This window comes from Pseudomonas sp. PARCl1, from assembly GCF_947311875.1.
In the GTDB taxonomy this organism is placed as follows: Bacteria; Pseudomonadota; Gammaproteobacteria; order Pseudomonadales; family Pseudomonadaceae; genus Aquipseudomonas; species Aquipseudomonas juntendi.
The window spans coordinates 1-20,962 of sequence record NZ_CAMZMX010000066.1; the positions used below are offsets into that span (position 1 = coordinate 1).

The 20,962-nt window shown below is 63.2% G+C and carries 23 protein-coding genes; 11 read left to right on the top strand and 12 right to left on the bottom strand.

The features are described from left to right. Positions 1–482: 482 nt before the first annotated feature. The 4 genes from QME24_RS23225 to QME24_RS23240 form a co-directional block, all read right to left on the bottom strand. A complete protein-coding gene (locus QME24_RS23225) occupies positions 483–1,394 on the bottom strand; it encodes an SDR family oxidoreductase (RefSeq protein WP_009682675.1) in 912 nt (303 codons plus the stop codon). 114 nt (positions 1,395–1,508) lie between these two features. Further along, positions 1,509–2,414, bottom strand: coding sequence for an alpha/beta hydrolase (locus tag QME24_RS23230; protein WP_054906052.1), 906 nt, complete (start codon positions 2,412–2,414; stop codon positions 1,509–1,511). Between the two features lie 176 nt (positions 2,415–2,590). Further along, positions 2,591–3,277 carry an LrgB family protein gene (locus tag QME24_RS23235; RefSeq protein WP_054906051.1) on the bottom strand — a complete coding sequence of 229 codons (687 nt, stop codon included), beginning with the start codon at positions 3,275–3,277 and terminating at the stop codon, positions 2,591–2,593. Then, positions 3,267–3,653, bottom strand: a complete 387-nt coding sequence (locus QME24_RS23240; RefSeq protein ID WP_054906050.1) for a CidA/LrgA family protein — start codon at positions 3,651–3,653, stop codon at positions 3,267–3,269. The genes QME24_RS23235 and QME24_RS23240 overlap by 11 nt, the downstream gene beginning before the upstream one ends. 96 nt (positions 3,654–3,749) lie before the next feature. On the opposite strand from QME24_RS23240, the gene QME24_RS23245 reads away from it, so the two are divergent. Further along, positions 3,750–4,646, top strand: coding sequence for a LysR family transcriptional regulator (locus QME24_RS23245; RefSeq protein WP_280091704.1), 897 nt, complete (start codon positions 3,750–3,752; stop codon positions 4,644–4,646). A gap of 74 nt (positions 4,647–4,720) precedes the next feature. On the opposite strand, the gene QME24_RS23250 is transcribed toward QME24_RS23245, so the two are convergent. Continuing rightward, a complete protein-coding gene (locus tag QME24_RS23250) occupies positions 4,721–5,176 on the bottom strand; it encodes a flavodoxin (protein ID WP_161891851.1) in 456 nt (151 codons plus the stop codon). Positions 5,177–5,303: 127 nt separating this feature from the next. On the opposite strand from QME24_RS23250, the gene QME24_RS23255 reads away from it, so the two are divergent. Then, entirely contained in the window at positions 5,304–5,732 is a 429-nt protein-coding gene (locus tag QME24_RS23255; RefSeq protein ID WP_009682668.1) for a PAS domain S-box protein, read from the top strand. Positions 5,733–5,791: 59 nt separating this feature from the next. Continuing rightward, entirely contained in the window at positions 5,792–6,409 is a 618-nt protein-coding gene (locus tag QME24_RS23260; protein WP_054906049.1) for a hypothetical protein, read from the top strand. Here QME24_RS23260 and QME24_RS23265 read toward each other — a convergent pair. Beyond that, entirely contained in the window at positions 6,394–7,329 is a 936-nt protein-coding gene (locus QME24_RS23265; RefSeq protein WP_280091705.1) for a MerR family transcriptional regulator, read from the bottom strand. The genes QME24_RS23260 and QME24_RS23265 overlap by 16 nt on opposite strands. 215 nt (positions 7,330–7,544) lie before the next feature. Between QME24_RS23265 and QME24_RS23270 the strand changes: the two genes are divergently transcribed. From QME24_RS23270 to QME24_RS23285, 4 genes are read left to right on the top strand one after another with little or no spacing between them, the layout of a single operon-like run. Continuing rightward, positions 7,545–8,105 carry an antibiotic biosynthesis monooxygenase gene (locus QME24_RS23270; RefSeq protein ID WP_009682664.1) on the top strand — a complete coding sequence of 187 codons (561 nt, stop codon included), beginning with the start codon at positions 7,545–7,547 and terminating at the stop codon, positions 8,103–8,105. Positions 8,106–8,138: 33 nt separating this feature from the next. Next, positions 8,139–8,876, top strand: a complete 738-nt coding sequence (gene folM, locus QME24_RS23275; RefSeq protein WP_115294739.1) for a dihydromonapterin reductase — start codon at positions 8,139–8,141, stop codon at positions 8,874–8,876. Between the two features lie 8 nt (positions 8,877–8,884). Continuing rightward, complete coding sequence (locus QME24_RS23280; RefSeq protein WP_009682662.1) at positions 8,885–9,181, top strand: DUF1244 domain-containing protein; 297 nt, start codon at positions 8,885–8,887, stop codon at positions 9,179–9,181. Beyond that, positions 9,174–9,515 carry a HopJ type III effector protein gene (locus QME24_RS23285; protein WP_009682661.1) on the top strand — a complete coding sequence of 114 codons (342 nt, stop codon included), beginning with the start codon at positions 9,174–9,176 and terminating at the stop codon, positions 9,513–9,515. Before QME24_RS23280 ends, QME24_RS23285 begins: the two co-directional genes overlap by 8 nt. 118 nt (positions 9,516–9,633) lie before the next feature. Here QME24_RS23285 and fabV read toward each other — a convergent pair whose 3' ends face one another. After that, positions 9,634–10,845, bottom strand: a complete 1,212-nt coding sequence (gene fabV, locus QME24_RS23290) for an enoyl-ACP reductase FabV (protein ID WP_280091709.1) — start codon at positions 10,843–10,845, stop codon at positions 9,634–9,636. 251 nt (positions 10,846–11,096) lie between these two features. Between fabV and QME24_RS23295 the strand changes: the two genes are divergently transcribed. Continuing rightward, complete coding sequence (locus tag QME24_RS23295) at positions 11,097–12,275, top strand: acetyl-CoA C-acetyltransferase (RefSeq protein WP_280091707.1); 1,179 nt, start codon at positions 11,097–11,099, stop codon at positions 12,273–12,275. Between the two features lie 135 nt (positions 12,276–12,410). Here QME24_RS23295 and QME24_RS23300 read toward each other — a convergent pair whose 3' ends face one another. Beyond that, entirely contained in the window at positions 12,411–13,235 is an 825-nt protein-coding gene (locus QME24_RS23300; protein WP_235768073.1) for a 5-methyltetrahydropteroyltriglutamate--homocysteine methyltransferase, read from the bottom strand. A 224-nt stretch (positions 13,236–13,459) separates the two neighbouring features. Between QME24_RS23300 and QME24_RS23305 the strand changes: the two genes are divergently transcribed. Continuing rightward, positions 13,460–14,947 carry a methylenetetrahydrofolate reductase C-terminal domain-containing protein gene (locus tag QME24_RS23305; protein WP_280091708.1) on the top strand — a complete coding sequence of 496 codons (1,488 nt, stop codon included), beginning with the start codon at positions 13,460–13,462 and terminating at the stop codon, positions 14,945–14,947. Here QME24_RS23305 and yjiA read toward each other — a convergent pair. The 3 genes from yjiA to QME24_RS23320 all read right to left on the bottom strand — a co-directional run bounded on the left by yjiA (position 14,907) and on the right by QME24_RS23320 (position 18,359). Further along, positions 14,907–15,884, bottom strand: coding sequence for a GTPase (gene yjiA / locus QME24_RS23310; protein ID WP_029886892.1), 978 nt, complete (start codon positions 15,882–15,884; stop codon positions 14,907–14,909). The genes QME24_RS23305 and yjiA overlap by 41 nt on opposite strands. 197 nt (positions 15,885–16,081) lie before the next feature. Continuing rightward, positions 16,082–16,279: a YbdD/YjiX family protein gene (locus tag QME24_RS23315; RefSeq protein ID WP_009682654.1), complete on the bottom strand. Its 198-nt coding sequence runs from the start codon at positions 16,277–16,279 to the stop codon at positions 16,082–16,084. A 13-nt stretch (positions 16,280–16,292) separates the two neighbouring features. Beyond that, positions 16,293–18,359, bottom strand: a complete 2,067-nt coding sequence (locus tag QME24_RS23320; RefSeq protein WP_009682653.1) for a carbon starvation CstA family protein — start codon at positions 18,357–18,359, stop codon at positions 16,293–16,295. Positions 18,360–18,525: 166 nt separating this feature from the next. Here QME24_RS23320 and QME24_RS23325 point away from each other — a divergent pair, with 166 nt between their 5' ends. Further along, positions 18,526–18,909, top strand: a complete 384-nt coding sequence (locus QME24_RS23325; protein ID WP_029886891.1) for a PilZ domain-containing protein — start codon at positions 18,526–18,528, stop codon at positions 18,907–18,909. 242 nt (positions 18,910–19,151) lie between these two features. Beyond that, the gene (locus QME24_RS23330; protein WP_054906235.1) at positions 19,152–20,672 is read left to right on the top strand and encodes a nucleobase:cation symporter-2 family protein; all 1,521 of its coding nucleotides are present in this window, start codon (positions 19,152–19,154) and stop codon (positions 20,670–20,672) included. A 102-nt stretch (positions 20,673–20,774) separates the two neighbouring features. Here the strand turns inward: QME24_RS23330 and QME24_RS23335 are convergent. Beyond that, positions 20,775–20,962 (bottom strand): hypothetical protein (locus tag QME24_RS23335; protein ID WP_281691066.1); only part of this gene is annotated, 188 nt, incomplete at its 5' end.

A 20,962-nucleotide genomic window follows, 5' to 3' on the forward strand; every position in this document is an offset into this window, starting at 1 on the left:
GCGATTCATTGTGGGAGCGGGCTTGCCCGCGAAGCAGGCGACGCGGTGTCTGGCACCGGCTGCGCCGGTGTTCGCGGGCACGCCCGCTCCCACAGGAACCGTGCGATCTTCGAGTCCTGCATTTTGGCTGTTGATCTACACCCTCTTCGGCTGAGGCAACACCAGATCCAGCCAAGGCTCGCCAGTCCTGAGCATCGCATTGAGTGGCACCCTGAGGATGAATTTTTATGCCCTGTGGCCGCACCAGCGCATCGAGTGAAAGACTGGAAACATCGATATCCAATAAGCGGTGAGAGGACTTTGGCTTGGCCCACGCTTGTGATTCGAGATCAGAGCCGCATCCAACTGTTCGGACTCTCGCCAAAGTGGAACGGTGAATGACAGCTTCTGCTCATACTCGTGCTCTAGGCACCTGCGGCATTCAGCTTGTCATTCACCGCTCTCACTCCAGATGCTAATCCTCTCCCAAGACACAAGCGGCCTTACAGCGGGTATTTCTGCAGGTTGGCCATCATCTGCTGCAGTGCCTGCAAGCTGTCCTGCGGGTGCACTGCCCCTTCGAAATCACCAATGTGCTCCCACTGCTGCGCGACCTGCTCGGGCGTAAAGCCTTCGCGCGGGTCGAAACCCACCCCCAGGCTACGCTCCCAGCGCACCTTGCCGATCCAGCCCCCGCCCACCTCGAACAGCTCGCCGCTGCCCTGGCACTGTTCGCTGCCCAGGTACACCACCAAGGGGCTGACCAACTCCGGCTTGAGCCGTTCGAACACCTGCGGGGGAATCAGCCCTTCCGTCATGCGCGTACCGCCGGTTGGGGCAATGGCGTTGACCAGGATACCGTGCTTGCGCCCTTCGATGGCCAAGGTCCGGGTAAGCCCGTACAGGCCCAGCTTGGCCATGCCGTAATTGGCCTGGCCAAAATTACCGTAGATACCAGAGGTGGATGCCGTGAATATCACCCGCCCCCAGTTCTGCTCACGCAGGTGTGGCCAGGCCGCGCGGGTAACTTTGTAGGCGCCTTCGACATGCACCTGGTAAACCTGCTCCCAGTCGCTGTCGTCCATCTTGTGGAAGGTCTTGTCACGCAGGATGCCGGCGTTGTTCACCACGACATCGACGCGGCCATAGCTGTCCAGGGCCTGCTCGACAATGCGGGCACCCTGGCTGACCGAGTCATGGTTGGCAACCGCACTGCCCCCGGCGGCGCGAATCTCCTGCACCACCCGGTCGGCAGCGCTGGCGCTGGCGCCCTCCCCGTGGGTGGAACCGCCGAGGTCGTTGACCACCACCTTGGCCCCGCGCGCGGCGAACAGCAGCGCGTGGGCACGGCCCAGGCCGCCACCGGCGCCGGTAACGATCACTACACGATCTTGCAGAAGTACAGGCTCGCTCATGCCAAGGGCTCCAGGCAGGTTCAGGTCAGCCGAGTGTCTGCCGCCGGCGGCAAGCAGACAATCAAGCTCACGCAGGCTGAATGCCTGGTAATAACGCCGGGCCATGAGGCCCGCTCAGGACCACGCCACTTTCGCCTGGCAAAAGCTCAGCGGTTGCTCACGAAAGGCCAGGTAATGCCGCAGCACCTGCACCGGCGCCTCGGTGTGCGGGTAGTGGCCTATACCCTGCAGTTGCACGGTGTCTGGCTGTGGCACCAGTTGCCGGTAACGCTCGAGCATGTGCGTGCCGGACAATGGGTCGACCATGCCGTTGATCAGCCGCAGGGGCACACCTGGGCACTGCATGGCCGCAACCCAGCGCTCACGGTGCAGGCGGCGCTCCAGCAGGTAGCCCACCAATTTATGCAGCACGCGCGTACCGCGGTTGGCGGCGATCAGGCTCCAGAAGTCGTCCAGGGCACTCTCGCTCGGGTGGGTGCAGGGGCCATGGACCTGGGTCATGTTGCGCACCAGGTCGTCACGCCCGAAGGAGCGACCCACCAGCCAGCCGAAACGGCTCAGCAGCAATTTCTGGATCAGCAGCAAGTGACAGCTTTCGGCGAACAGGCCACTGTTGAGAAATACGCAGCTGGCTACCTCGGCGCGCTGCTCATGGTGCCGCGCCAGCAACTCCTGAGCGACGCTGCCGCCATAGTCGTGGGCCAGCAGGTGCACCGGTTGGTCCACCTGCAGGTGGGCGAGCAGGGCCTGCTGCAGGTCGGCTTGTTCGATCAGGCTGTAGGCGTGGTCGACCGGTTTGGCCGAATCGCCAAAACCGAGCATGTCGCAGGCAATCACCCGAAAGCGTTGCGTCAAAGGCCCCCACAGGTAATGCCAGTCCCAACTGGCGGTGGGGAAGCCGTGTAAAAGAAGCAGGGGCTCTCCTTGCCCTGCGGTCCAGTAGCGGATGCTCTGGCCCCGGAATGTGAAGCTCTGTCCCCGGGTACGCCAGACGCACAATGGAATTTCGGCCAAAGGCATCAGAAGTAACCCGGTTAAGTGGTGTGGACTGGATAGGGCAAGGCTGCGGTCATTGCATGTCACCTCGGCACTTTCATGTGCTCTCTATGTCGAGGGTGAGTCTAGCCAGCCCTACCAGGGGTGGAACTTGCGTTGCCAGCCAGCTTGATGACTGAGCGAGTCAGTGGCACGAACGGTCAGAGCAACATGGCCAGCAGCGGTGCAGCGAACAGGTTCAGCAGACCGGTCAGAACCATGACCAGGCCGGCCACCGAGCCTTCCTCGCGGCCCACTTCCTGGGCCCGGCTGACCCCGGCACCGTGCGCGCCCACGCCGAACAATGCCCCCCGGGCCAACGGCGTGCGCAGCGGCAACCAACGTAGCAGCACGCCACCGAACATGGCACCGAGCACCCCGGTGAACATCACGAACACCGCCGTCAGCTCGGGCACACCGCCCAGGTCATGGGCCAAGGGCATGGCAAAGGGCGTGGTGATGGAACGCGGCACCAGCGATAGGCTGGTCGCACTGTCCAGCGCCAGCAGGTGCGCCAACCCCCAGGAACTGGCGATGGACGCACTGCTGCCCGCCAGCATGCCGACCAGCAACGCCGGCCAATGCCGGGCAAGCATGGCCCGCTGCTGCCAGATCGGCACGGCAAAGGCCACGGTCACCGGGCCGAGCACGCCCATCAGCCAGTGGGTATTGCGCGCGTACTCGGCATAGGCGGTGTGCAGCGGCACAGCCACCGCCAGCAGCAACACCGGCACCAGAATCAGCGGCGACAGCAGGTAGCGCTTGCTGCGCCGGTACAGCCAGCGGCTGCCCAGGTAAGCCAGCAACGTCAGCGCCAGCCAGAACAACGGCATGGGTTCAAGGCTCATGGCGCATGCTCCAGCGGCACACAAGTTCGACGGTCAGGGCCGTCACCACCATCACCATCAGCGTGCTCACGGCGATCACCAGCAGGATGCGCCAGCCCTCGTCCCGGATCAGCGCGCCGTAGTCCAGCAGGCTCATCAGCGCAGGAATGAAGAACAGCAGCATTTCGGCCATCAACCAACCGGCGCCCAGTTGCAGCATGGCTGGCTTCAGTGCCCCCACGGCGAACAGCAGCAACAACACCGCCAGGCCCATGACCCCGCCGGGAATAGGCCAGCCCAGCCAAGTGGCCAGCTGGCCACCGAGTGCAAACAGGGCATACAGGGTCGCCAGCTCGGCAAGCAGTCGCAGCAGTTTTTTCAGTAACGCGGGTTTCATGGCGGTGTTCCTCGACAGGCCCTCATTTTAAGTTTTGGCTGCCTAGGCCAGAAGCGAATTGTTAGACTGGCTACCATTCCATAATGGAATTGGCACATGGAATTCAAACAGCTGCGCAGCTTTATCGAAGTGGTGCACCGAGGCGGCTTTACCCAAGCCGCACAGACCCTGCACATCAGTCAGTCGGCCGTCAGCAAGCAAGTGGCGCAGCTTGAGCAAGATGTGGGCCAGCCGCTGCTGGAACGCCAGGCATCACACCTGCACCTGACCGCCGCCGGGCGCATCGTGCTTGAGCGCGGCGAGGCCCTGCTGCGCCAACGCCAGGCGCTGCTCAACGAATTGGACGATCTGAGCCAGATGGAGCGTGGCGAACTACGCCTGGGCTTGCCGATGCTGGGCAGCGATGCGCTGTTCGCCGGTTTGTTCGCCGAATACCGGCGGCGCCACCCGAACATCGCCATCCAGCTGGTTGAGGGTGGCAGCCGTAGCATCGAGCAGGCCGTCAGAAGTGGCGAGCTGGAGCTCGGTGGGAGCCTTACGCCCAGCGACGACGGGTTCGAATACCAGCCGTTCTGCAATGAGCCGCTGGATGCCCTGCTACCGGCGGGGCATGCGTTGGCAGGCCTGGGCGGGGTGCACCTGAAGCAATTGGCCGCAACGCCGTTCCTGCTCTACCAGCGCAGTTTCGTGCTCAATGACCGGTTGGTGAAAGCCTGCCAGCAGCAGGGCTTCACCCCGACGGAAGGCGGGCGCAGTGGCCAGGCGGATTTCCTGGCAGCGTTGGTCGCGGCAGGCCAGGGCGTGGTGCTGCTGCCCCGGGTGGTGGCAAAAGCCCTGGAACGCCCTGGTGTGGTGCGTATGCCCCTGCGCTCACCGGGGGACCTGCGCTGGGACATTGCCTTCATCTGGCGGCGTGGCGCGTATTTGTCGCGGGCCGCGCAAGCGTGGTTGGCGCTGCTGCGCGAATGGCCGGTACCCGGCAGCAAGGCATGAATCGGGGTTTGGCTGGCTGGCAGGTCTGCCCGGACACTCACCTGCGGCAGGCCCGTACCTGCTGAACCTGACTGTCAGCCTTTCAAGGCTTCAGCCAACTTGGCCAGCCACGGTTCGGCATCCGTTTCCGGGGTCACCGTCTCGCTGGCATCCAGTTGCAGCATCGGCTGCACCTCGCGCACGCCCAGCTCGGCAAACAGCTCGCGCAGCTGTTCGCCACCCCCGCAGTAGGTATCGCCATAGCTGGAATCGCCCAGCGCAATCACTGCACCCGGCAGGCCACGGAAGGCCGCTGGCAGGCTGTCACGCAGGCTGCAGTACAAGGGCATCAGGTTGTCCGGCAGCTCACCCATACCGGTAGTCGATGTCACGGCCAGCAGGGCCTGCGGGGCAAAACCTTCAAGGTCCTGCAAAGTGGCACGTGCGGCGTGCCAGGCTTGGTAGCCGGCGGCCTTGAGCTTCGTTTCTGCATGACGGGCGACTTCTTCGGCGGTGCCATAGACCGATCCGGAAATAATGGCGACTTTCATCGGGTAGAGGATTCCGAAACTGAGTGAAAACGTAGGATACTAGCATTCACCGCTGGCAAAAGGCCGCCTCTGCCAAAGCCGCCTGCTACAGCGCGTCCGTTTTTACTGCCTGCCGCATGGCCTGAACATGATCAACGCAAAACTGCTGCAATCGATGGTCGACGCATCCCATGACGGTATCGTGGTTGCCGAACAGGAAGGCGACGACACCATCCTCATTTACGTCAACGCCGCGTTCGAACGCCTGACCGGCTACAGCCGGGACGAAATACTCTACCAGGATTGCCGTTTCCTGCAGGCTGACGACCGTGACCAGCTCGCGCGTGCGCGCATTCGCAAAGCCTTGGCCGAACGCCGCCCGTGCCGGGAAGTGATGCGCAACTACCGCAAGGATGGCACTGCCTTCTGGAACGAGCTGTCGATCACGGCGGTAAGGAACGACGCCGAGCGACGTACCTACTTCATCGGCATTCAGAAGGACGTCACCCGCCAGGTGGAAATGGAGCGAGAGCTGGCCGAACTGCGCGCTCGTCTGAAAGCCGACGAACGCACCTGAACCAAGCCCCCCGGTTACGGTCAACTACGTTGAAGAAATCGCCACCACCGAGTTCGATCATGCAAGCAGACGCCCTTCTTACTCAGGACGAGCTGGATTTCATTCAGAGCATGCAGCATTCGCCCAACCTGAACCTGGCCGACTCGATGTCGAGCTTGCAGGTCAATGGCGACCGCCGCATCCAGAGCTTGCTCACCCGCTTGGTGGCCAATGAACAAGTGACCTTGCAGGCGCAATTCAACAACCAGCAAATCAGCTTCCCGCTGCAACTGGTGGAAGACGAATTCCACGCTTTGCACCTGCAAGTCGGCTCCCCGGAAATCTACGAGGACGGCCCCATGCTGCGGCCATGGCGCCTGTCGCTGGAGCAGCCCAGCGCCCTGCTCGACGGCCATGGCGCGCCTGGCGGGCTGTGGGTACGGGAAATTTCCTTCAAAGGCGTGCTGGTGGAGCTGCGTGGCCTGCCAAGCGCGCCGGCACATTTCGACCTGCGCTTCGCCCCCGGCAACATCCAGCCGATCGAACTGCAGGGTGTGCTGGGCCGGCGTATTGGCCCGGACCTGGCAGCGTACGACCTTGGCCAAAGCCCAGCGGAAGAAATCGAACGCCTGCGCGACTACATCCTGCAGGCCCATTGCCGCGCCCACCCCGAACTGCACACTCAGGTGTCCAGCTGACCTGCCAGGCACTGGCGCAGACGCTGACGCATCACCCCGCCCTGTGCCCCCAGGCAAACCAGGGGGCTGCCCGCCAGGCCGCCGCTGGCCTGGTCCGTTGCCTCTCCCGCCAGCAATAACGCGCAGCCCAGCACCGACGCCAGCCGCTTCAGATAGCGGCTGGCCTCTGCAGTCAGCGGCTGGTGGGAAAACAGCACGAGGGCGTCTGGTTTCATGCGTTCGCAGACCAGCGCCAGCTCTTGCAGGGGCTGCCCACACACCAACGGCGTCACGCCAACCTCGTCACTGCCCAGCAGCAGGCTGGTGACCAGCAGTTCAAGCTCATGGCATTGCCCCGGCAAGGGCACCAGCAGCACGTTGTGGCGACGCGGCGCGGCCGCCAGCTGCAAACGCGTGAACACCCGCCCGCGCAAAAACTGGTCAAAAAACAGCCACTCGCTGGTCTGGCCGTAGCCGCCATGGCGCACGGCCAAGTCGTGCCACACCGGCATGAAAACCTCAGCGAAAACCTGATCGAGCGTGCTGGCGGCAAACACCTCCTCATAAAGGCGGCCCAGCCCTGGCAGGTCAAAGCGTTGCACTGCCACGCGCACCTGCTGCTGCCAGCCTAGCGAGCTGTCCACTGCGCGCGTGGCCTGCCCGGCAAGCGCCTGGCTGCGGGCAAGGATGCTGCCCACCTTGCTGACCGCCACGCCGCGCTCCAGCCAGCCGAGGATATTGCGGATATCGTCGACGTCCCCCTGGGAATACAGGCGGTGGCCGCTGTCGGTGCGGATGGGCTGGATCAGACCGTACCGGCGCTCCCAGGCACGCAGGGTTACCGCATTGACGCCAGTCAGGCGGGAGACTTCACGGATCGGAAACAGCACTTGCTGCTCGAAGCTCGCATCGCCCCCCGGCTTGCGTCCCAGTTCGCTCATCTGCACGGCATCCTGTGTGCTGGAATAGAGGGCCTAGTCTACTACGACAGCGCCGGGCACAGGTTGCGACCATTTGCCGGCAGACAGTTGCCACACAGCACAACTGCGCGATAATCCGCGCCCGATTCTTGCATGTTCGCCTGCGTCGCCCACCACCCCGGGCCACGCAGCCAAGGGGCCGGCTACCCGCCAGCCCCGTTGCCAGGAGATACACAATGTCTACCCCACCCGTTACCCTGATGGTGTCGCGCCGCGCCGCACATGGCCGCTACCAGGACCTGTTGGCCTGGCTGCATGAGGGCGAACAGCTGGCCACTGACTTCCCCGGCTACCTGGGCTCGGGCATTCTCGCCCCACCCCACGATGGCGACGAATTCCAGATCATTTTCCGCTTCAGCGATGAGCCCACCCTGCATGCCTGGGAGCATTCCGCCTCGCGGCGGGCCTGGTTGCAGCGCGGCAATGGCCTGTTCGAGCGCCCCAAAGAGGCGCGCGTCAGTGGCATTGATGACTGGTTTGGCGCCAGTGCGGTGCAGAAACCGCCGCGCTGGAAACAGGCCGTGGCCATCTGGCTGGCGTTCTTCCCGGTGTCGTTGGCGTTCAACACGGCGTTCGGTCATTGGCTGGCCGCACTCGACCTGGTACCACGGGTACTGCTCAGCACCCTGGCCCTCACGCCACTGATGGTGTACCTGTTCATCCCGTTGTCCACCCGTCTGCTGGCCGGTTGGCTACAGCCCTCTTCGGCCACCGCGGGCGCCCTGCGCAGCCGCTGAGGCCAGGCCGTACAATGGGCAAACAGTTCGGGTATGCTGGGCGGCAACCACAGGACAGACAAGTTGACCGCCCCGAACATGAACAGCCCAATTCTCGTTACCGGAGCCAGCCAGCGCGTCGGGCTGGCCCTGGCCCTTGAACTGGCACAGGCCGGCCATACGGTGGTCAGTGCCAGCCGTACCGTACAGCCACAGGCGGCCCACCCGAACATCGTGCAGTTCCAGGCAGACCTGTGCCGGGCAGACGACCGCCAGGCGCTGATCGACTACCTGGTCGAGCATTACGGCGGCCTGCGCGCCATCATCCATAACGCGTCGTTATGGCTCGACGATGGCCTGGACAACCTCGAGACCATGTTCCGCCTGCATGTAGAGGCGCCCTACCACCTCAACCTGGCCTTGGGCGAAATGCTGGCCAAGCAGGACAAGGCCGACATCATTCACATCTGCGACGAAACCTCCTCGCGCGGCAGCAAGAGCCACATTGGCTATGCCGCCACCAAGGCCGCGCTGCAGAACATGGTGCTGTCGTTCGCTGAAAAATATGCGCCCAAGGTGCATGTGAACGGTATCCTTCCCGGGCTGCTGATCCTCAAGGAAGGGGGTGACGAAGCCTACCGCCAGCACACCTTGAAAAAGGCCCTGCTGGAGTTCGAACCCGGCGCCGGGCCACTGATCGAGACGGTCAAGTACCTGCTCGCCAGCCAGTACAGCACCGGCAGCCAGGTGGTCATCAATGGTGGCCGCCACCTGAAGAACCGCATGACGTGAGAGCCCACATGACCCCACAGCAACAGCTTGAACTCGAAGCCGCCGCGTTCCGGCGCCTGGTCGACCATTTGCAGAAACGCACCGACGTGCAGAACATCGACCTGATGAACCTGTCCGGCTTCTGCCGCAACTGCCTGTCCAAGTGGTACAAGGCTGCGGCTGACGAGCGTGAGCTCGACCTGAGCCTGGATGACGCCCGCGAAGCGGTGTACGGCATGCCTTATGCCCAGTGGAAAGCCCAATACCAGAAAGAAGCCAGCGCCGAGCAGCAAGCGGCGTTCGAAAAAGGAAAACCTCGTGACTGATCTAGATACCCTGCGCGCCAGCCTGGCCAGCGGCCAACATGCCTTTGCCGACACCCTGGCGTTCATTGCCGAGCACTACAGCTATCAGCCGCAGGCGTTCAACAATGGGGGTGTCGAGAATGCCGCCGGGCAGAACGAAGGTTCGTGCAAAACCTTGGGCCTGGCAGTGCTTGAAGGGCTGAGCGATCAGGAAGCGTTGCTGGCTTTCGGCGAGCACTACCGGGATGTGCTGGCCACGCCTGAGGGCAGTGACCATGGCAATATCCGGGCGCTGATCAAGCACGGCCTGGCCGGTGTGACGTTCGCTGCGCCGCCACTGTCGCGCAAGGCTTGAGATTGCCGGGGCTGCTTTGCAGCCCATCGCCGGCAAGCCAGCCCCGACACAGGCCTTGAAGGCACCGCTGTCGAAATGGGAGCTGGCGTGCCAGCGATGAGGCCAGCACGGTGTGAAATTACAACTCGACGCAGTCGAACTTCACATCGGTGGCTACGTCTTCGTCGTAGTTGACGTCAGCGCGCTCAAAGCCGAACAGGTTGAGGAACTGCTTCTTGTAACCGGCGTAGTCGGTCAGCTGGAACAGGTTCTCGGTAGTCACCTGCGGCCACATGGCCTTGCAGGCATCCTGCACGTCGTCGCGCAGTTCCCAGTCGTCCAGGCGCAGGCGGGCCTTCTCGTCCACTTCGGCCGGGGCGCCATCGGCACGGTACATGCGGTCGCGGAACATGCGGTCCAGTTGGTCCTGGGTACCCTCGTGCACACCCTTTTCCTGCATGATCTTGAAGACCATCGACAGGTACAGCGGCATCACCGGAATGGCCGAGCTGGCCTGGGTCACCACCGACTTCAACACCGCCACGTTGGCGCCGCCCTTCACTTCAGCGGCCAGCTTCTTGTCCAGGCGCAGCGCGGTTTCATCCAGGTCCTGCTTGGCCTGGCCCAGGGCGCCGTGCCAGTAGATTGGCCAGGTGATCTTGGTGCCGATGTAGCTGAAGGCCACGGTACGGGCACCCTCGGCCAGTACGTCGGCGCCCGCCAGGGCGTCGATCCACAGTTGCCAGTCCTGGCCACCCATGACGGTAACGGTGTCGGCGATTTCCTGCTCGGTGGCCGGCTCGATGCTGGCCTCGATGATGGTGTCCTTGTTGGTGTCGATGGCAGTCGACTTGTACGGCTGGCCGATCGGCTTGAGTGCCGAGCGGATCACTTCACCGGTCTGCGGCAGCTTGCGCACCGGCGAGGCCAGCGAGTAGATGACCAGGTCGACCTTGCCACCCATTTCGTTCTTGATCAGCTCGATGACCTTGGCGCGGGCTTCGTCGGAGAAGGCGTCACCGTTGATCGACTTGCTGTACAGGCCCTCTGCCTTGGCGAACTTGTCGAAAGCCGCAGCGTTATACCAGCCAGCGGTGCCGGCCTTGGTTTCGGTGCCTGGCTTTTCGAAGAATACGCCCAGGGTGTCAGCCTTGAAGCCGAACGCTGCAGTAATGCGTGCTGCCAGGCCATAGCCACTGGAAGCACCGATGACCAGGACCTTCTTCGGACCATCCTCGCGCACGCCCAGCTTGCGGGTGGCTTCGATCTGGTCACGGACGTTGAGCTCGCAGCCCTTCGGGTGAGTCGTGGTGCAGATGAAACCGCGAACCTTAGGATGAATGATGGCCAATGTCTGTACCTCGTCAGGTTTATGCTGGGGAAGCGCCACATGGGCGTTTCCTGTTGATCAGAGGGTGAGACTACCCCCGCAGGTTATCCGACACATATTACGGGGTGATCCGGGCGATGCAAAACCGGGGTGGACCGCTGCGCGGCCATTCATTTGCTTTTCACATCAATCTCAAAGAAAAACAAACTTAACAAATGAGCCCAGGGCACCGATGCTGGAAGCCTTACGCCCACCGCACGGAGAACAACAACATGAACGACGTGGTCATCGTCGCCGCAACCCGTACCGCCATTGGCAGCTTCCAGGGTGCCCTGGCCAGCATGCCTGCGGTCGACCTCGGCGCCGCCGTGATCAAGCGCCTGCTGGAGCAGACCGGGCTGGACCCGGCGCAGGTCGACGAAGTCATCCTTGGCCAGGTGCTGACCGCCGGCGCCGGGCAGAACCCGGCGCGCCAGGCCGCGATCAAGGCCGGCCTGCCCTTCAGCGTACCGGCGCTGACCCTGAACAAGGTCTGCGGCTCGGGCCTGAAAGCCCTGCACCTGGCGGCCCAGGCCATCCGCTGCGGTGACGCCGAGGTGGTGATTGCCGGTGGCCAGGAGAACATGAGCCTGGCCCCCTATGTGATGCCCTCGGCCCGCACCGGCCAGCGCATGGGCCATGGCCAGCTGATCGACAGCATGATCACCGATGGCCTGTGGGATGCCTTCAACGACTACCACATGGGCATCACTGCCGAAAATCTGGTGGACGACTACGGCCTCAGCCGTGAACAGCAGGATGCCTTTGCCGCCGAGTCGCAACGCAAGGCACTCGCTGCCATCGAGGCCGGCCGCTTCGATGCGGAGATCACCCCTGTCGTGCTGCCGCAGAAGAAGGGCGAGCCGAAAGTGTTCGCCCGTGATGAGCAGCCGCGCCCGGACACCACTGCCGAGTCGCTGGGCAAGCTGCGCGCAGCGTTCAAGAAAGACGGTAGCGTCACCGCTGGCAATGCCTCCAGCCTGAACGACGGCGCTGCCGCCGTGCTGCTGATGAGCGCCACCAAAGCCGAGGCCCTGGCCCTGCCGGTGCTGGCGAAGATCGCCGCTTATGCCAGTGCCGGGGTAGACCCGGCGATCATGGGCATCGGCCCGGTTGCGGCAACGCGGCGCTGCCTGGACAAGGCCGGCTGGCAGCTGAGCGAACTGGACCTGATCGAAGCCAACGAAGCCTTTGCTGCACAGGCACTGGCCGTGGGCAAGGCGCTGGAGTGGGATGCTGCACGGGTCAATGTGAACGGTGGGGCGATTGCCCTGGGCCACCCGATTGGTGCGTCCGGCTGCCGGGTGTTGGTGACCTTGTTGCACGAGATGATCAAGCGCGATGCCCACAAAGGCCTGGCGACCTTGTGCATTGGCGGTGGCCAAGGTGTTGCACTGGCTATCGAACGTTGAGCGGCGTTTGAGTTGAGCAGGCCCGGGCTGTTCGCGGGCTTGCCCGCTCCCACAGGGTAGTGCAGGTTTCAATACATGCGCTGTACCTGAGGGAGCGGGCAAGCCCGCGAACAGGCCGGCACAAGCAGCAGATGATCAAGCCGCGACTCGGTACTGCTCCAGCGAGGCGGCCAGCGCAGCCACTTCGCGGCATTTCTGCACAGCCACCTCTACGGTGCCATGCGCCAACGAACAGGCCGGCGCCAGCCACAGCCGCGCCCCCAGGCGCTCATGGGCGTCTTGCAACAGCCCCAGGGCATTGTCCAGTTCGCAAGGCGCGCCATCGCGGCCATCAACCAGCCCCAGCGACAGCACTTTGTAGGCCGGCAGGCGGTCAAGGATGGCCTGATACTGTGCCGGCGCCTGCACCAGATCGATGTGCAGGCCATCGACTGGCAGGTTGGCGGCCAGGCCAAGGTTGCCATCCAGGCCACCGGCGTACGTGGCAATCAACTTCTTCAACGGTGCACGCTGCAGGATGTTGTAGACGCGCTCGAAGGCGTTTTTCCAGTCCTGGGGCAGGTCGTGGGCGAGGATCGGTTCGTCGATCTGGACCCATTCGGCGCCCAGCGCAGCCAAGCGGTTGAGGGCCTGATCATACAAGGGCAGCAGGCGATCGAGCAGTTCCAGCTTGTCGAAGTCGGCGTTGCGGGCCTGGCCCTGCCACAGGTAGGTCAACGGGCCAATCACGACAGGCTTGATGGCATGGCCCAGCGCGTTGGCATGCTCCACCTCTTCGAACAAGGGTTCCCAGTTGAGGGCAAATGGCTGGTCATCGGTACCCGGCAGGTGACCACATTGGCCGGTTTCACCGACGGGCAGCAGTTCGATACCGGCGTCTTTCTGCACTTGCCAATGGCGGGCCCGCAGTTCGCGGTCGCCGCCAATGTGTGGAAAGCCCAGGTTGTGTGCCAGTGCCATGTGTCGCCCCTCAGCATGCTCAAATTGATGAGGGGATTTTCCAGTGGATCGTGGGGTTGAGACAAACTCATAAAATTTAAGATGAACCCAAGAAATTCTCATGATCCTGAGTGCGCAGGGGCCGCCCCATGTCTTGTTCAGAGCACCAGCCTGCGCATCCGGACATGACCTCCTGCGCCTTCTGCCGCACAATGCCACCCTGACCACACCAGGTGCCCGGCCTCATGAGCCTGCTGAAAACCGCGCTGCGTGAACACCATTTCGTCTGTGTCATGGAGTTTGTGCCCAAAGCCTCTGCAGAACGCTTCGCTGCGATGCAAGCGATCATGGACCGTGCGCAGCTGTGCGGCTGGCCAATGACCGTGGCCATCGGCGACCGCGTCGGCAGCCCGCTGGACATGTCGCCGCTGGACGCCCTGGCCTCGTTCGACCGCCCGGTGCCTGCCCTGCCGCATTTCTCCGGCAAGGACCGCGAACGCCACCACTTGCTCGCGCAATTGCAGCGCATGGAGGCGGCCGGCCTCGACCAGTTGCTGCTGCTGACCGGTGACCGTTTGCCTGGGCATGAACCCGGCCAGCGCCCGGTGCGCTACCTGGAGTCGGTGGCCGCGCTGCAGATTGCCCGCCAGGCCTGCCCGCACTGGTTGCTGGGCGCGGCGCTGAACCCATTCAAGTACCACGAGGAAGAAGGCGGCGCGCAGTACTTCAAGGCCGAGAAAAAACTGGCTGCGGGGGCCGACTTCCTCACCTTGCAACTGGGCTTCGACGCAGCCAAACACCAGGAAGCCATGCACTGGATGCGCCGCCAGGCCGCGCCCAAACCCATGCTGGCCTGCCTGATGAGCCTTACCCATGGCCGTGCAGCGATGCTCGACCACGTCGCCGGCGTGACCGTTACCCCCTCCATGCGCGAGATGCTCGAGGCGGAAACGGCGCAGTCCAAGGCTTTTGCCCAGTCGCGCAGCTTTGACCGCCTTGCCTTGCAGATCATCGGTACGAAGCTGATGGGTTACGCGGGCGTGCACCTGTCGGGCATTCATGACCTGAAGCAGCTGCTTGCCCTTGAAGCGCGACTGGCGTACTGGCAAACGCACGTCCACACCCTGGAGCAATGGGCGCCCGCCTGGCAAGCCAGTTGGCAGATGCCGGGGCTGCCGGCAGTCACCTTCCATCCCCCCCAGGCCAACTGGCGCCAGGGCGAATCAAGGGTCGATGCCTCGTTCAAGGAAAAAGCCCGCTACCACCTGATGCATGGCATGCATGGGCTGCTGTTCAGCCGCCGCAACAGCCTGAGCAAGGCGTTTGGCTGGGCGGTGCGCCAGCCACTGTGGACTACCCGCCTTGGCGCACAGGTGCTGCACACCCTGGAGCGCAGTGTTAAGCGCCCGTTGGTTGGCTGTGATACCTGCGGCCGCTGCCGCCTGGAAGACACCTTGTACACCTGCCCGGAAACCTGCCCCAAGGGCCTGGCCAATGGCCCCTGTGGGGGCACCGCGCTCAACCGGTGCGAGTTCGGCGACCGCGAGTGCATCCACAGCATCAAGTACCGCACGGCCAAGGCCGTGGGGCAAACCGCCGTGCTGAGGGAGCGGCTGATCCCCTGCATCGAGGAGCAAACGCGCCACCGCAGCTCGTGGCCGCAGTGGTTCGCGCCACCCTCGCCGCGCCGGGTCAGCCCTCAGCCAGCGCCTCGAACCCAGCCCGAATCGTAGCCTCAGGCAGGTCATCGGCAATGAAGACCATCACGCTTTCGCGGGTTTCGCCTTCGGCCCACTCGGCGTCCCAGTCGAAGCCATACAGCTTGAGCACACCCTGGAACACCAGCTTGCGGTCCTCGCCGGCAATGTTCAGCACGCCCTTGTAACGCAGCAGCTGCTTGCCATGGGTTTCCAGCAAGTCGTTCATGAAGCCGCTGAGGCGGTCGATATCCAACGCGGCTTCGGTACGCAACACCAGGGTGCCGATGCGGTCGGGGGTGGCCGGCTTGAGCACCGGGCGCAGCGAGGGTTTCAGGTTTGCGCCCAGGTCGGGGTTGAGGTTGAAGCCGCGCACGTCCAGCAACTCTGCCAGGTCGATGCAACCGTGCTCGACCACTCGGATCGCCGCCCGCCCGTTGATACGGGCCAGGCGTTCGCGCAGGGCCTGGACCGCAGCCGGCTCGACGAGGTCGGTCTTGCTCAGCAACAGGCGATCGGCAAAGCCGACCTGGGCCTGGGCGATGGTCTGGGTCAGATGCAACTCGGCATGCTTGGCATCGACCAGGGTGATGATGCCGTCGAGGATGTAGCGCTCGCGCAGTTCCTCGTCGATGAAGAAGGTTTGCGCCACCGGCGCCGGGTCGGCCAGGCCGGTGCATTCGATCACCAGGCGGTCGAAGGCGATTTCGCCGGTATCCAGGCGCTCGAGCAGCAGGTACAAGGCGCGGGTCAGGTCGCCGTGAATGCTGCAGCACACACAGCCGTTGGCCAGGGTCATCACCTGCACCGGCTGGTCGCCCAGCAACTGGCTGTCGATGCCGGCGTCACTGAATTCGTTTTCGATCACCGCCAGCTTCAGACCATGCTCGGCCTTGAGCATGTGTTTGAGCAAGGTGGTCTTACCGGCGCCGAGGAAGCCGGTGAGGATGGTTACGGGAATGGGCGTCTGCACGCAGAACATCTCCTGTGCGGAAAAAACACTGGCCCCATCGCCGGCAAGCCAGCTCCCACAGGTACCGCGCAAACCTTGACGCCTGGGCAGTACCTGAAAGAGCGCCCCAAAGGCACCGCACAAACCTGGAGGCCTGTGAAGTGCCTGTGAGAGCTGGCTTGCCAGCGATGAGGCCGGTACAGGTTAACGCTTGAGACTCAACAGCACTTGGGCCCGGACTTGCCGCCATAACGTGCTTCCTGACGTTCGCGGAAGAACTGCTCATACGTCATGACCGGCTTGTCCGGGTGTGTCTTGTGCATGTGCTCGACATAGTTGTCGTAGTCGGGCATGCCGACCATCAGGCGGGCGGCCTGCCCCAGGTACTTACCCAGTCGACCCAGGTCGTTGAACATGACAGCGGTCCTCTCAAGCGTCAGGCAGGGCCTGGAACGGGGTTTCCTTGTCGCTGCGTTCTTTGCGGCCGAGGGCGGCGTAGCCGACCTTGATGGCAAAGAACAGCACACTGAACACCACCAGCAGGAACAGAATGGTCAGGCCGGCGTTGGTGTAGGCGTTGAAGATCACGTGTTGCATCTGCCCGATGTCCTTGGCCGGGGCCAGAACCTGGCCGGCGTCCAAGGCGGTGCTGTATTTCTTGGCCAGGGCCAGGAAACCTACAGCCGGGTTCGGGTCGAACAGCTTGATCAGGCCCGCCGCCGTGGTGCAGATCAGCAGCCAGGCTGCCGGCAGCAGGGTGACCCAGATGTAGCGCTCGCGCTTCATCTTGATCAGGACCACGGTGCCCAGCATCAGGGCAATACCCGCCAGCATCTGGTTGGAGATACCGAACAGTGGCCACAGGGTGTTGATACCGCCCAGCGGGTCGATCACGCCCTGGTACAGCAGGTAACCCCACAACGCTACACAACCGCCGGTGGCCAGCAGGTTGGCACCCCACGACTCGGTGCGTTTCAGGGCTGGTACGAAGCTGCCCAGCAGGTCTTGCAGCATGAAGCGCCCGGCACGGGTACCGGCGTCGACCGCGGTGAGGATGAACAGCGCCTCGAACAGGATCGCGAAGTGGTACCAGAACGCCATGGTGTTTTCACCCGGCAGCACCTGGTGCAGGATTTGCGCGATACCTACCGCCAGCGTGGGTGCACCCCCGGCACGGGCCAGGATGGTGTGCTCGCCAATGTCGCGGGCCACCGCCTCCAGTTGTTCGGGCGTAATCAGGAAGCCCCAGCTGCTCACGGTCTGCGCGACCGACGCCACATCGGCGCCGACCACGGCTGCCGGGCTGTTCATGGCGAAGTACACGCCAGGTTCGATCACCGACGCAGCCACCATGGCCATGATGGCCACGAACGACTCCATCAGCATGCCGCCATAGCCGATGTAGCGGGCGTTGGTTTCGTTATCCAGCAGCTTGGGCGTAGTGCCCGAGGAGATCAGCGCGTGGAAGCCAGACACCGCACCACAGGCAATGGTGATGAACAGGAACGGGAACAGGGTGCCCTTCCATACCGGGCCAGTGCCATCGGTGAACTGGGTCAGCGCCGGCATTTTCAGCTCGGGCATGGTCACCAGGATGCCGATGGCCAGGGCGATGATGGTACCGATCTTGAGGAAGGTCGACAGGTAGTCGCGCGGCGCCAGCACCAGCCACACCGGCAGCACCGCAGCCACGAAACCGTAACCGACCAGCATCCAGGTGATCTGCACGCCGGTGAAGGTGAACGCCGGGCCCCATACCGGATCGGCCGCAATCTGGCCCCCCAGCCAGATCGAGGCCAACAGCAGCACCACGCCGATGATCGAGATTTCACCAATGTGGCCCGGGCGGATGTAGCGCATGTAAATGCCCATGAACATCGCGATCGGGATGGTCGCCATTACCGTGAACATGCCCCATGGGCTTTCGGCCAGGGCCTTGACCACGATCAGCGCCAGCACCGCCAGGATGATGATCATGATCAGGAAGCAGCCGAACAGGGCGATGGTGCCCGGAATGCGGCCCATTTCCTCGCGCACCATGTCGCCCAGCGAGCGGCCATTGCGGCGGGTAGACAGGAACAGGACCATGAAGTCCTGCACTGCACCGGCCAGCACCACACCGGCAATCAGCCACAGCGTGCCGGGCAGGTAGCCCATTTGCGCGGCGAGCACCGGGCCCACCAATGGGCCAGCGCCGGCGATGGCGGCGAAGTGGTGGCCGAACAGAATGTGTTTGTTGGTCGGAACGTAGTCCAGGCCGTCGTTGTTGAGCACCGCCGGGGTGGCACGGCGCGGGTCGAGTTGCATCACTTTGGTGGCGATGAACAGGCTGTAGTAGCGATAGGCGACCAGGTAGATGGCCACTGCCGCGACCACGATCCACAAGGCATTGATCGCCTCACCGCGACGCAGGGCAACAACACCCAGCGCGCAGGCCCCTATGACTGCCAGCGCCAGCCACGGTATGTGGCGTAGCAGGCTATTATTGTTGTTCATGGTTAGCTTCCAGCTGTTGGATTGGAAAGACCGCCCACCGAGTCTAGGGCGAGTCAGGCGGCATTGCCACACTTGCTTTGGTCTAGAGCCTCTGCGGCCAGATTGCAGTACCTGATGCACAAACCCTTCATCACCCTGATCAGGATGCCACCCGAGGGCCTTACCCATGAGCGATCACGACGAACGTAGGCGTTTCCAGCGAATCTGCTTCGACGCCCCTACCGAACTTCACCAAGGCTCCCGATGCTGGTCGCCCAAGCTGCTGGACATTTCGCTCAAGGGGCTGCTGGTGGAACGCCCGCAGCAATGGGATGCCGACCTGAGCCAGAACTTCGACGCAATCATCACGCTGGACGAGCAAACGCAGGTGACCATGCAGGTCGAACTGCGCCACGAGGAACCGGCCCGGCTTGGTTTCATCTGCCTGTACATCGATGTCGAATCGATGACCCATCTGCACCGTCTTGTGGAATTGAACCTGGGTGACGGCACCAGAATGATGCGTGAGCTGCGCGAATTGATCGAAGAATGGAATCTCTTAGCTAGCTAAGGGCCTTCCCACTTTGTGTTTCCTGTCTACTCAGACAGCTTTAGGGCTGGGTAGCAGGACTTTGTACACACCCCTCTAGTACAGCTTTAGACAAGTTGGTACGGCTCATGCATTGGGTTTTGACACACCCTGATGCCGCACTTGTGCGCGCTCCGATCAAAATATTGTATACAATTCTTGTGGCAATCAATCACGGGAAGTGTCTACAGTAGCGCCACAACAATAAACAGAGAGCCTGCTCCATGACTACGTCCCCTAGCACGTCTCCCGCTCAACGCCCCGAGGACGAAAACCTCGGGCTGGGCGCCAACCTGGCCTATGGTCTGCAACACGTGTTGACCATGTACGGGGGGATCGTCGCGGTGCCCCTGATCCTGGGGCAGGCCGCTGGCCTGAACGGTGGCGAAATCGGCATGCTGATCGCCGCCTCGCTGTTTGCCGGTGGCCTGGCCACCCTGCTGCAGACGTTGGGTCTGCCGTTTTTCGGCTGCCAGCTACCGCTGGTGCAGGGCGTGTCGTTCGCTGGCGTGGCGACCATGGGCGCCATTCTCAGCAGCGAAGGTGGCGGTGGCTTGCCGGGGGTGCTCGGTGCGGTCATGGCGGCATCACTGATCGGCTTTCTGATCACCCCGGTGTTCTCACGCATTACCAAGTTCTTCCCGCCCTTGGTGACCGGTATCGTCATCACCACCATCGGCCTGACCCTGATGCCGGTCGCCGCGCGCTGGGTAATGGGCGGCAACAGCGCTTCGCCCGAGTTCGGCAGCGTGGCCAATATCGGCCTGGCGGCGCTGACCTTTGCCATTGTGCTGCTGCTGAGCAAACTGGGTAGCGCGAGCATCTCGCGGCTGTCGATCCTGCTGGCCATGGTGGTCGGCACATTGATCGCCTGGGCGCTGGGCATGGCCGACTTCAGCAAGGTCACCGAAGGCCCGATGTTCGCCTTCCCCACGCCGTTCCATTTCGGCATGCCCGAGTTTCACATCGCGGCCATCCTGTCGATGTGCATCGTTATCATGGTGACCCTGGTGGAAACCTCGGCCGACATCCTTGCCGTGGGCGAGATCATCGATACCAAGGTCGACTCCAAGCGCCTGGGCAACGGCCTGCGTGCCGACATGGCGTCGAGCATTCTGGCGCCGATCTTCGGCTCGTTCACGCAAAGCGCATTCGCCCAGAACGTCGGCCTGGTGGCCGTTACCGGCGTCAAGAGCCGTTATGTGGTGGCTACCGGTGGCCTGATCCTGGTGGTTCTCGGCCTGCTGCCGATCATGGGCCGGGTCATTGCCGCCGTCCCTACCCCGGTACTGGGCGGTGCAGGCATCGTGCTGTTCGGCACCGTGGCGGCCAGTGGTATCCGCACTTTGTCCAAGGTCAGCTACAAGAACAACGTGAACTTGATCATTGTCGCGGCATCGCTGGGCTTCGGCATGATCCCGATCGCCGCGCCGACCTTCTACCACCACTTCCCGAACTGGTTCGAGACCATTTTCCACTCGGGCATCAGCTCGGCGGCGATCATGGCCATCCTGCTGAACCTGATCTTCAACCACTTCACCACCGGCAACTCGGAAAACCAGTCGGTGTTCGCTGCGGCCTACGAGCGCACCATCCAGTATTCGGACATTTCTGCACTGCGCGATGGCGACTACTTCAAGGATGGCAAGTTGTTCGATGCCGAGGGTAACGAGGTGCCGATGCTGGAGCTGGATGAGCATGGCAATGAAACGGTCAGACGCCCTGCGGCGGTGGCCGAGCATTGAGGGTTGCCTGAGCGGTGAGGTGGGGGGCCGATGCGCATCATCGGCCCCCTTTTTCGTTTGCCTGGGCTGACCCTGTCGCCGGCAAGCCACACAGGGCTCGCATCAGGGCTCACGGGTGTTTGCCACAAGGTATGCAGCGCCTGTGAGATTGAGCGCCGCCCGCGCGGCGCATCGCGAGCTGCGCTCGCTCCTACGTTTGTTTCGGGCCAGTAACGCCTGTGACAGGCGCGCGCGGCCGCCTTGTTTGTACGGCGCGATATTGAGGCATGCGCCAAGGCGTTCGCGCGCAA

Coding starts and splice junctions, on each gene's coding strand:
- QME24_RS23225 (WP_009682675.1), bottom strand. CDS start 1,394: ATGAGCGAGCCTGTACTTCTGCAAGATCGTGTAGTGATCGTTACCGGC.
- QME24_RS23230 (WP_054906052.1), bottom strand. CDS start 2,414: ATGCCTTTGGCCGAAATTCCATTGTGCGTCTGGCGTACCCGGGGACAG.
- QME24_RS23235 (WP_054906051.1), bottom strand. CDS start 3,277: ATGAGCCTTGAACCCATGCCGTTGTTCTGGCTGGCGCTGACGTTGCTG.
- QME24_RS23240 (WP_054906050.1), bottom strand. CDS start 3,653: ATGAAACCCGCGTTACTGAAAAAACTGCTGCGACTGCTTGCCGAGCTG.
- QME24_RS23245 (WP_280091704.1), top strand. CDS start 3,750: ATGGAATTCAAACAGCTGCGCAGCTTTATCGAAGTGGTGCACCGAGGC.
- QME24_RS23250 (WP_161891851.1), bottom strand. CDS start 5,176: ATGAAAGTCGCCATTATTTCCGGATCGGTCTATGGCACCGCCGAAGAA.
- QME24_RS23255 (WP_009682668.1), top strand. CDS start 5,304: ATGATCAACGCAAAACTGCTGCAATCGATGGTCGACGCATCCCATGAC.
- QME24_RS23260 (WP_054906049.1), top strand. CDS start 5,792: ATGCAAGCAGACGCCCTTCTTACTCAGGACGAGCTGGATTTCATTCAG.
- QME24_RS23265 (WP_280091705.1), bottom strand. CDS start 7,329: ATGAGCGAACTGGGACGCAAGCCGGGGGGCGATGCGAGCTTCGAGCAG.
- QME24_RS23270 (WP_009682664.1), top strand. CDS start 7,545: ATGTCTACCCCACCCGTTACCCTGATGGTGTCGCGCCGCGCCGCACAT.
- folM (WP_115294739.1), top strand. CDS start 8,139: ATGCTGGGCGGCAACCACAGGACAGACAAGTTGACCGCCCCGAACATG.
- QME24_RS23280 (WP_009682662.1), top strand. CDS start 8,885: ATGACCCCACAGCAACAGCTTGAACTCGAAGCCGCCGCGTTCCGGCGC.
- QME24_RS23295 (WP_280091707.1), top strand. CDS start 11,097: ATGAACGACGTGGTCATCGTCGCCGCAACCCGTACCGCCATTGGCAGC.
- QME24_RS23300 (WP_235768073.1), bottom strand. CDS start 13,235: ATGGCACTGGCACACAACCTGGGCTTTCCACACATTGGCGGCGACCGC.
- QME24_RS23305 (WP_280091708.1), top strand. CDS start 13,460: ATGAGCCTGCTGAAAACCGCGCTGCGTGAACACCATTTCGTCTGTGTC.
- QME24_RS23315 (WP_009682654.1), bottom strand. CDS start 16,279: ATGTTCAACGACCTGGGTCGACTGGGTAAGTACCTGGGGCAGGCCGCC.
- QME24_RS23320 (WP_009682653.1), bottom strand. CDS start 18,359: ATGAACAACAATAATAGCCTGCTACGCCACATACCGTGGCTGGCGCTG.
- QME24_RS23325 (WP_029886891.1), top strand. CDS start 18,526: ATGAGCGATCACGACGAACGTAGGCGTTTCCAGCGAATCTGCTTCGAC.
- QME24_RS23330 (WP_054906235.1), top strand. CDS start 19,152: ATGACTACGTCCCCTAGCACGTCTCCCGCTCAACGCCCCGAGGACGAA.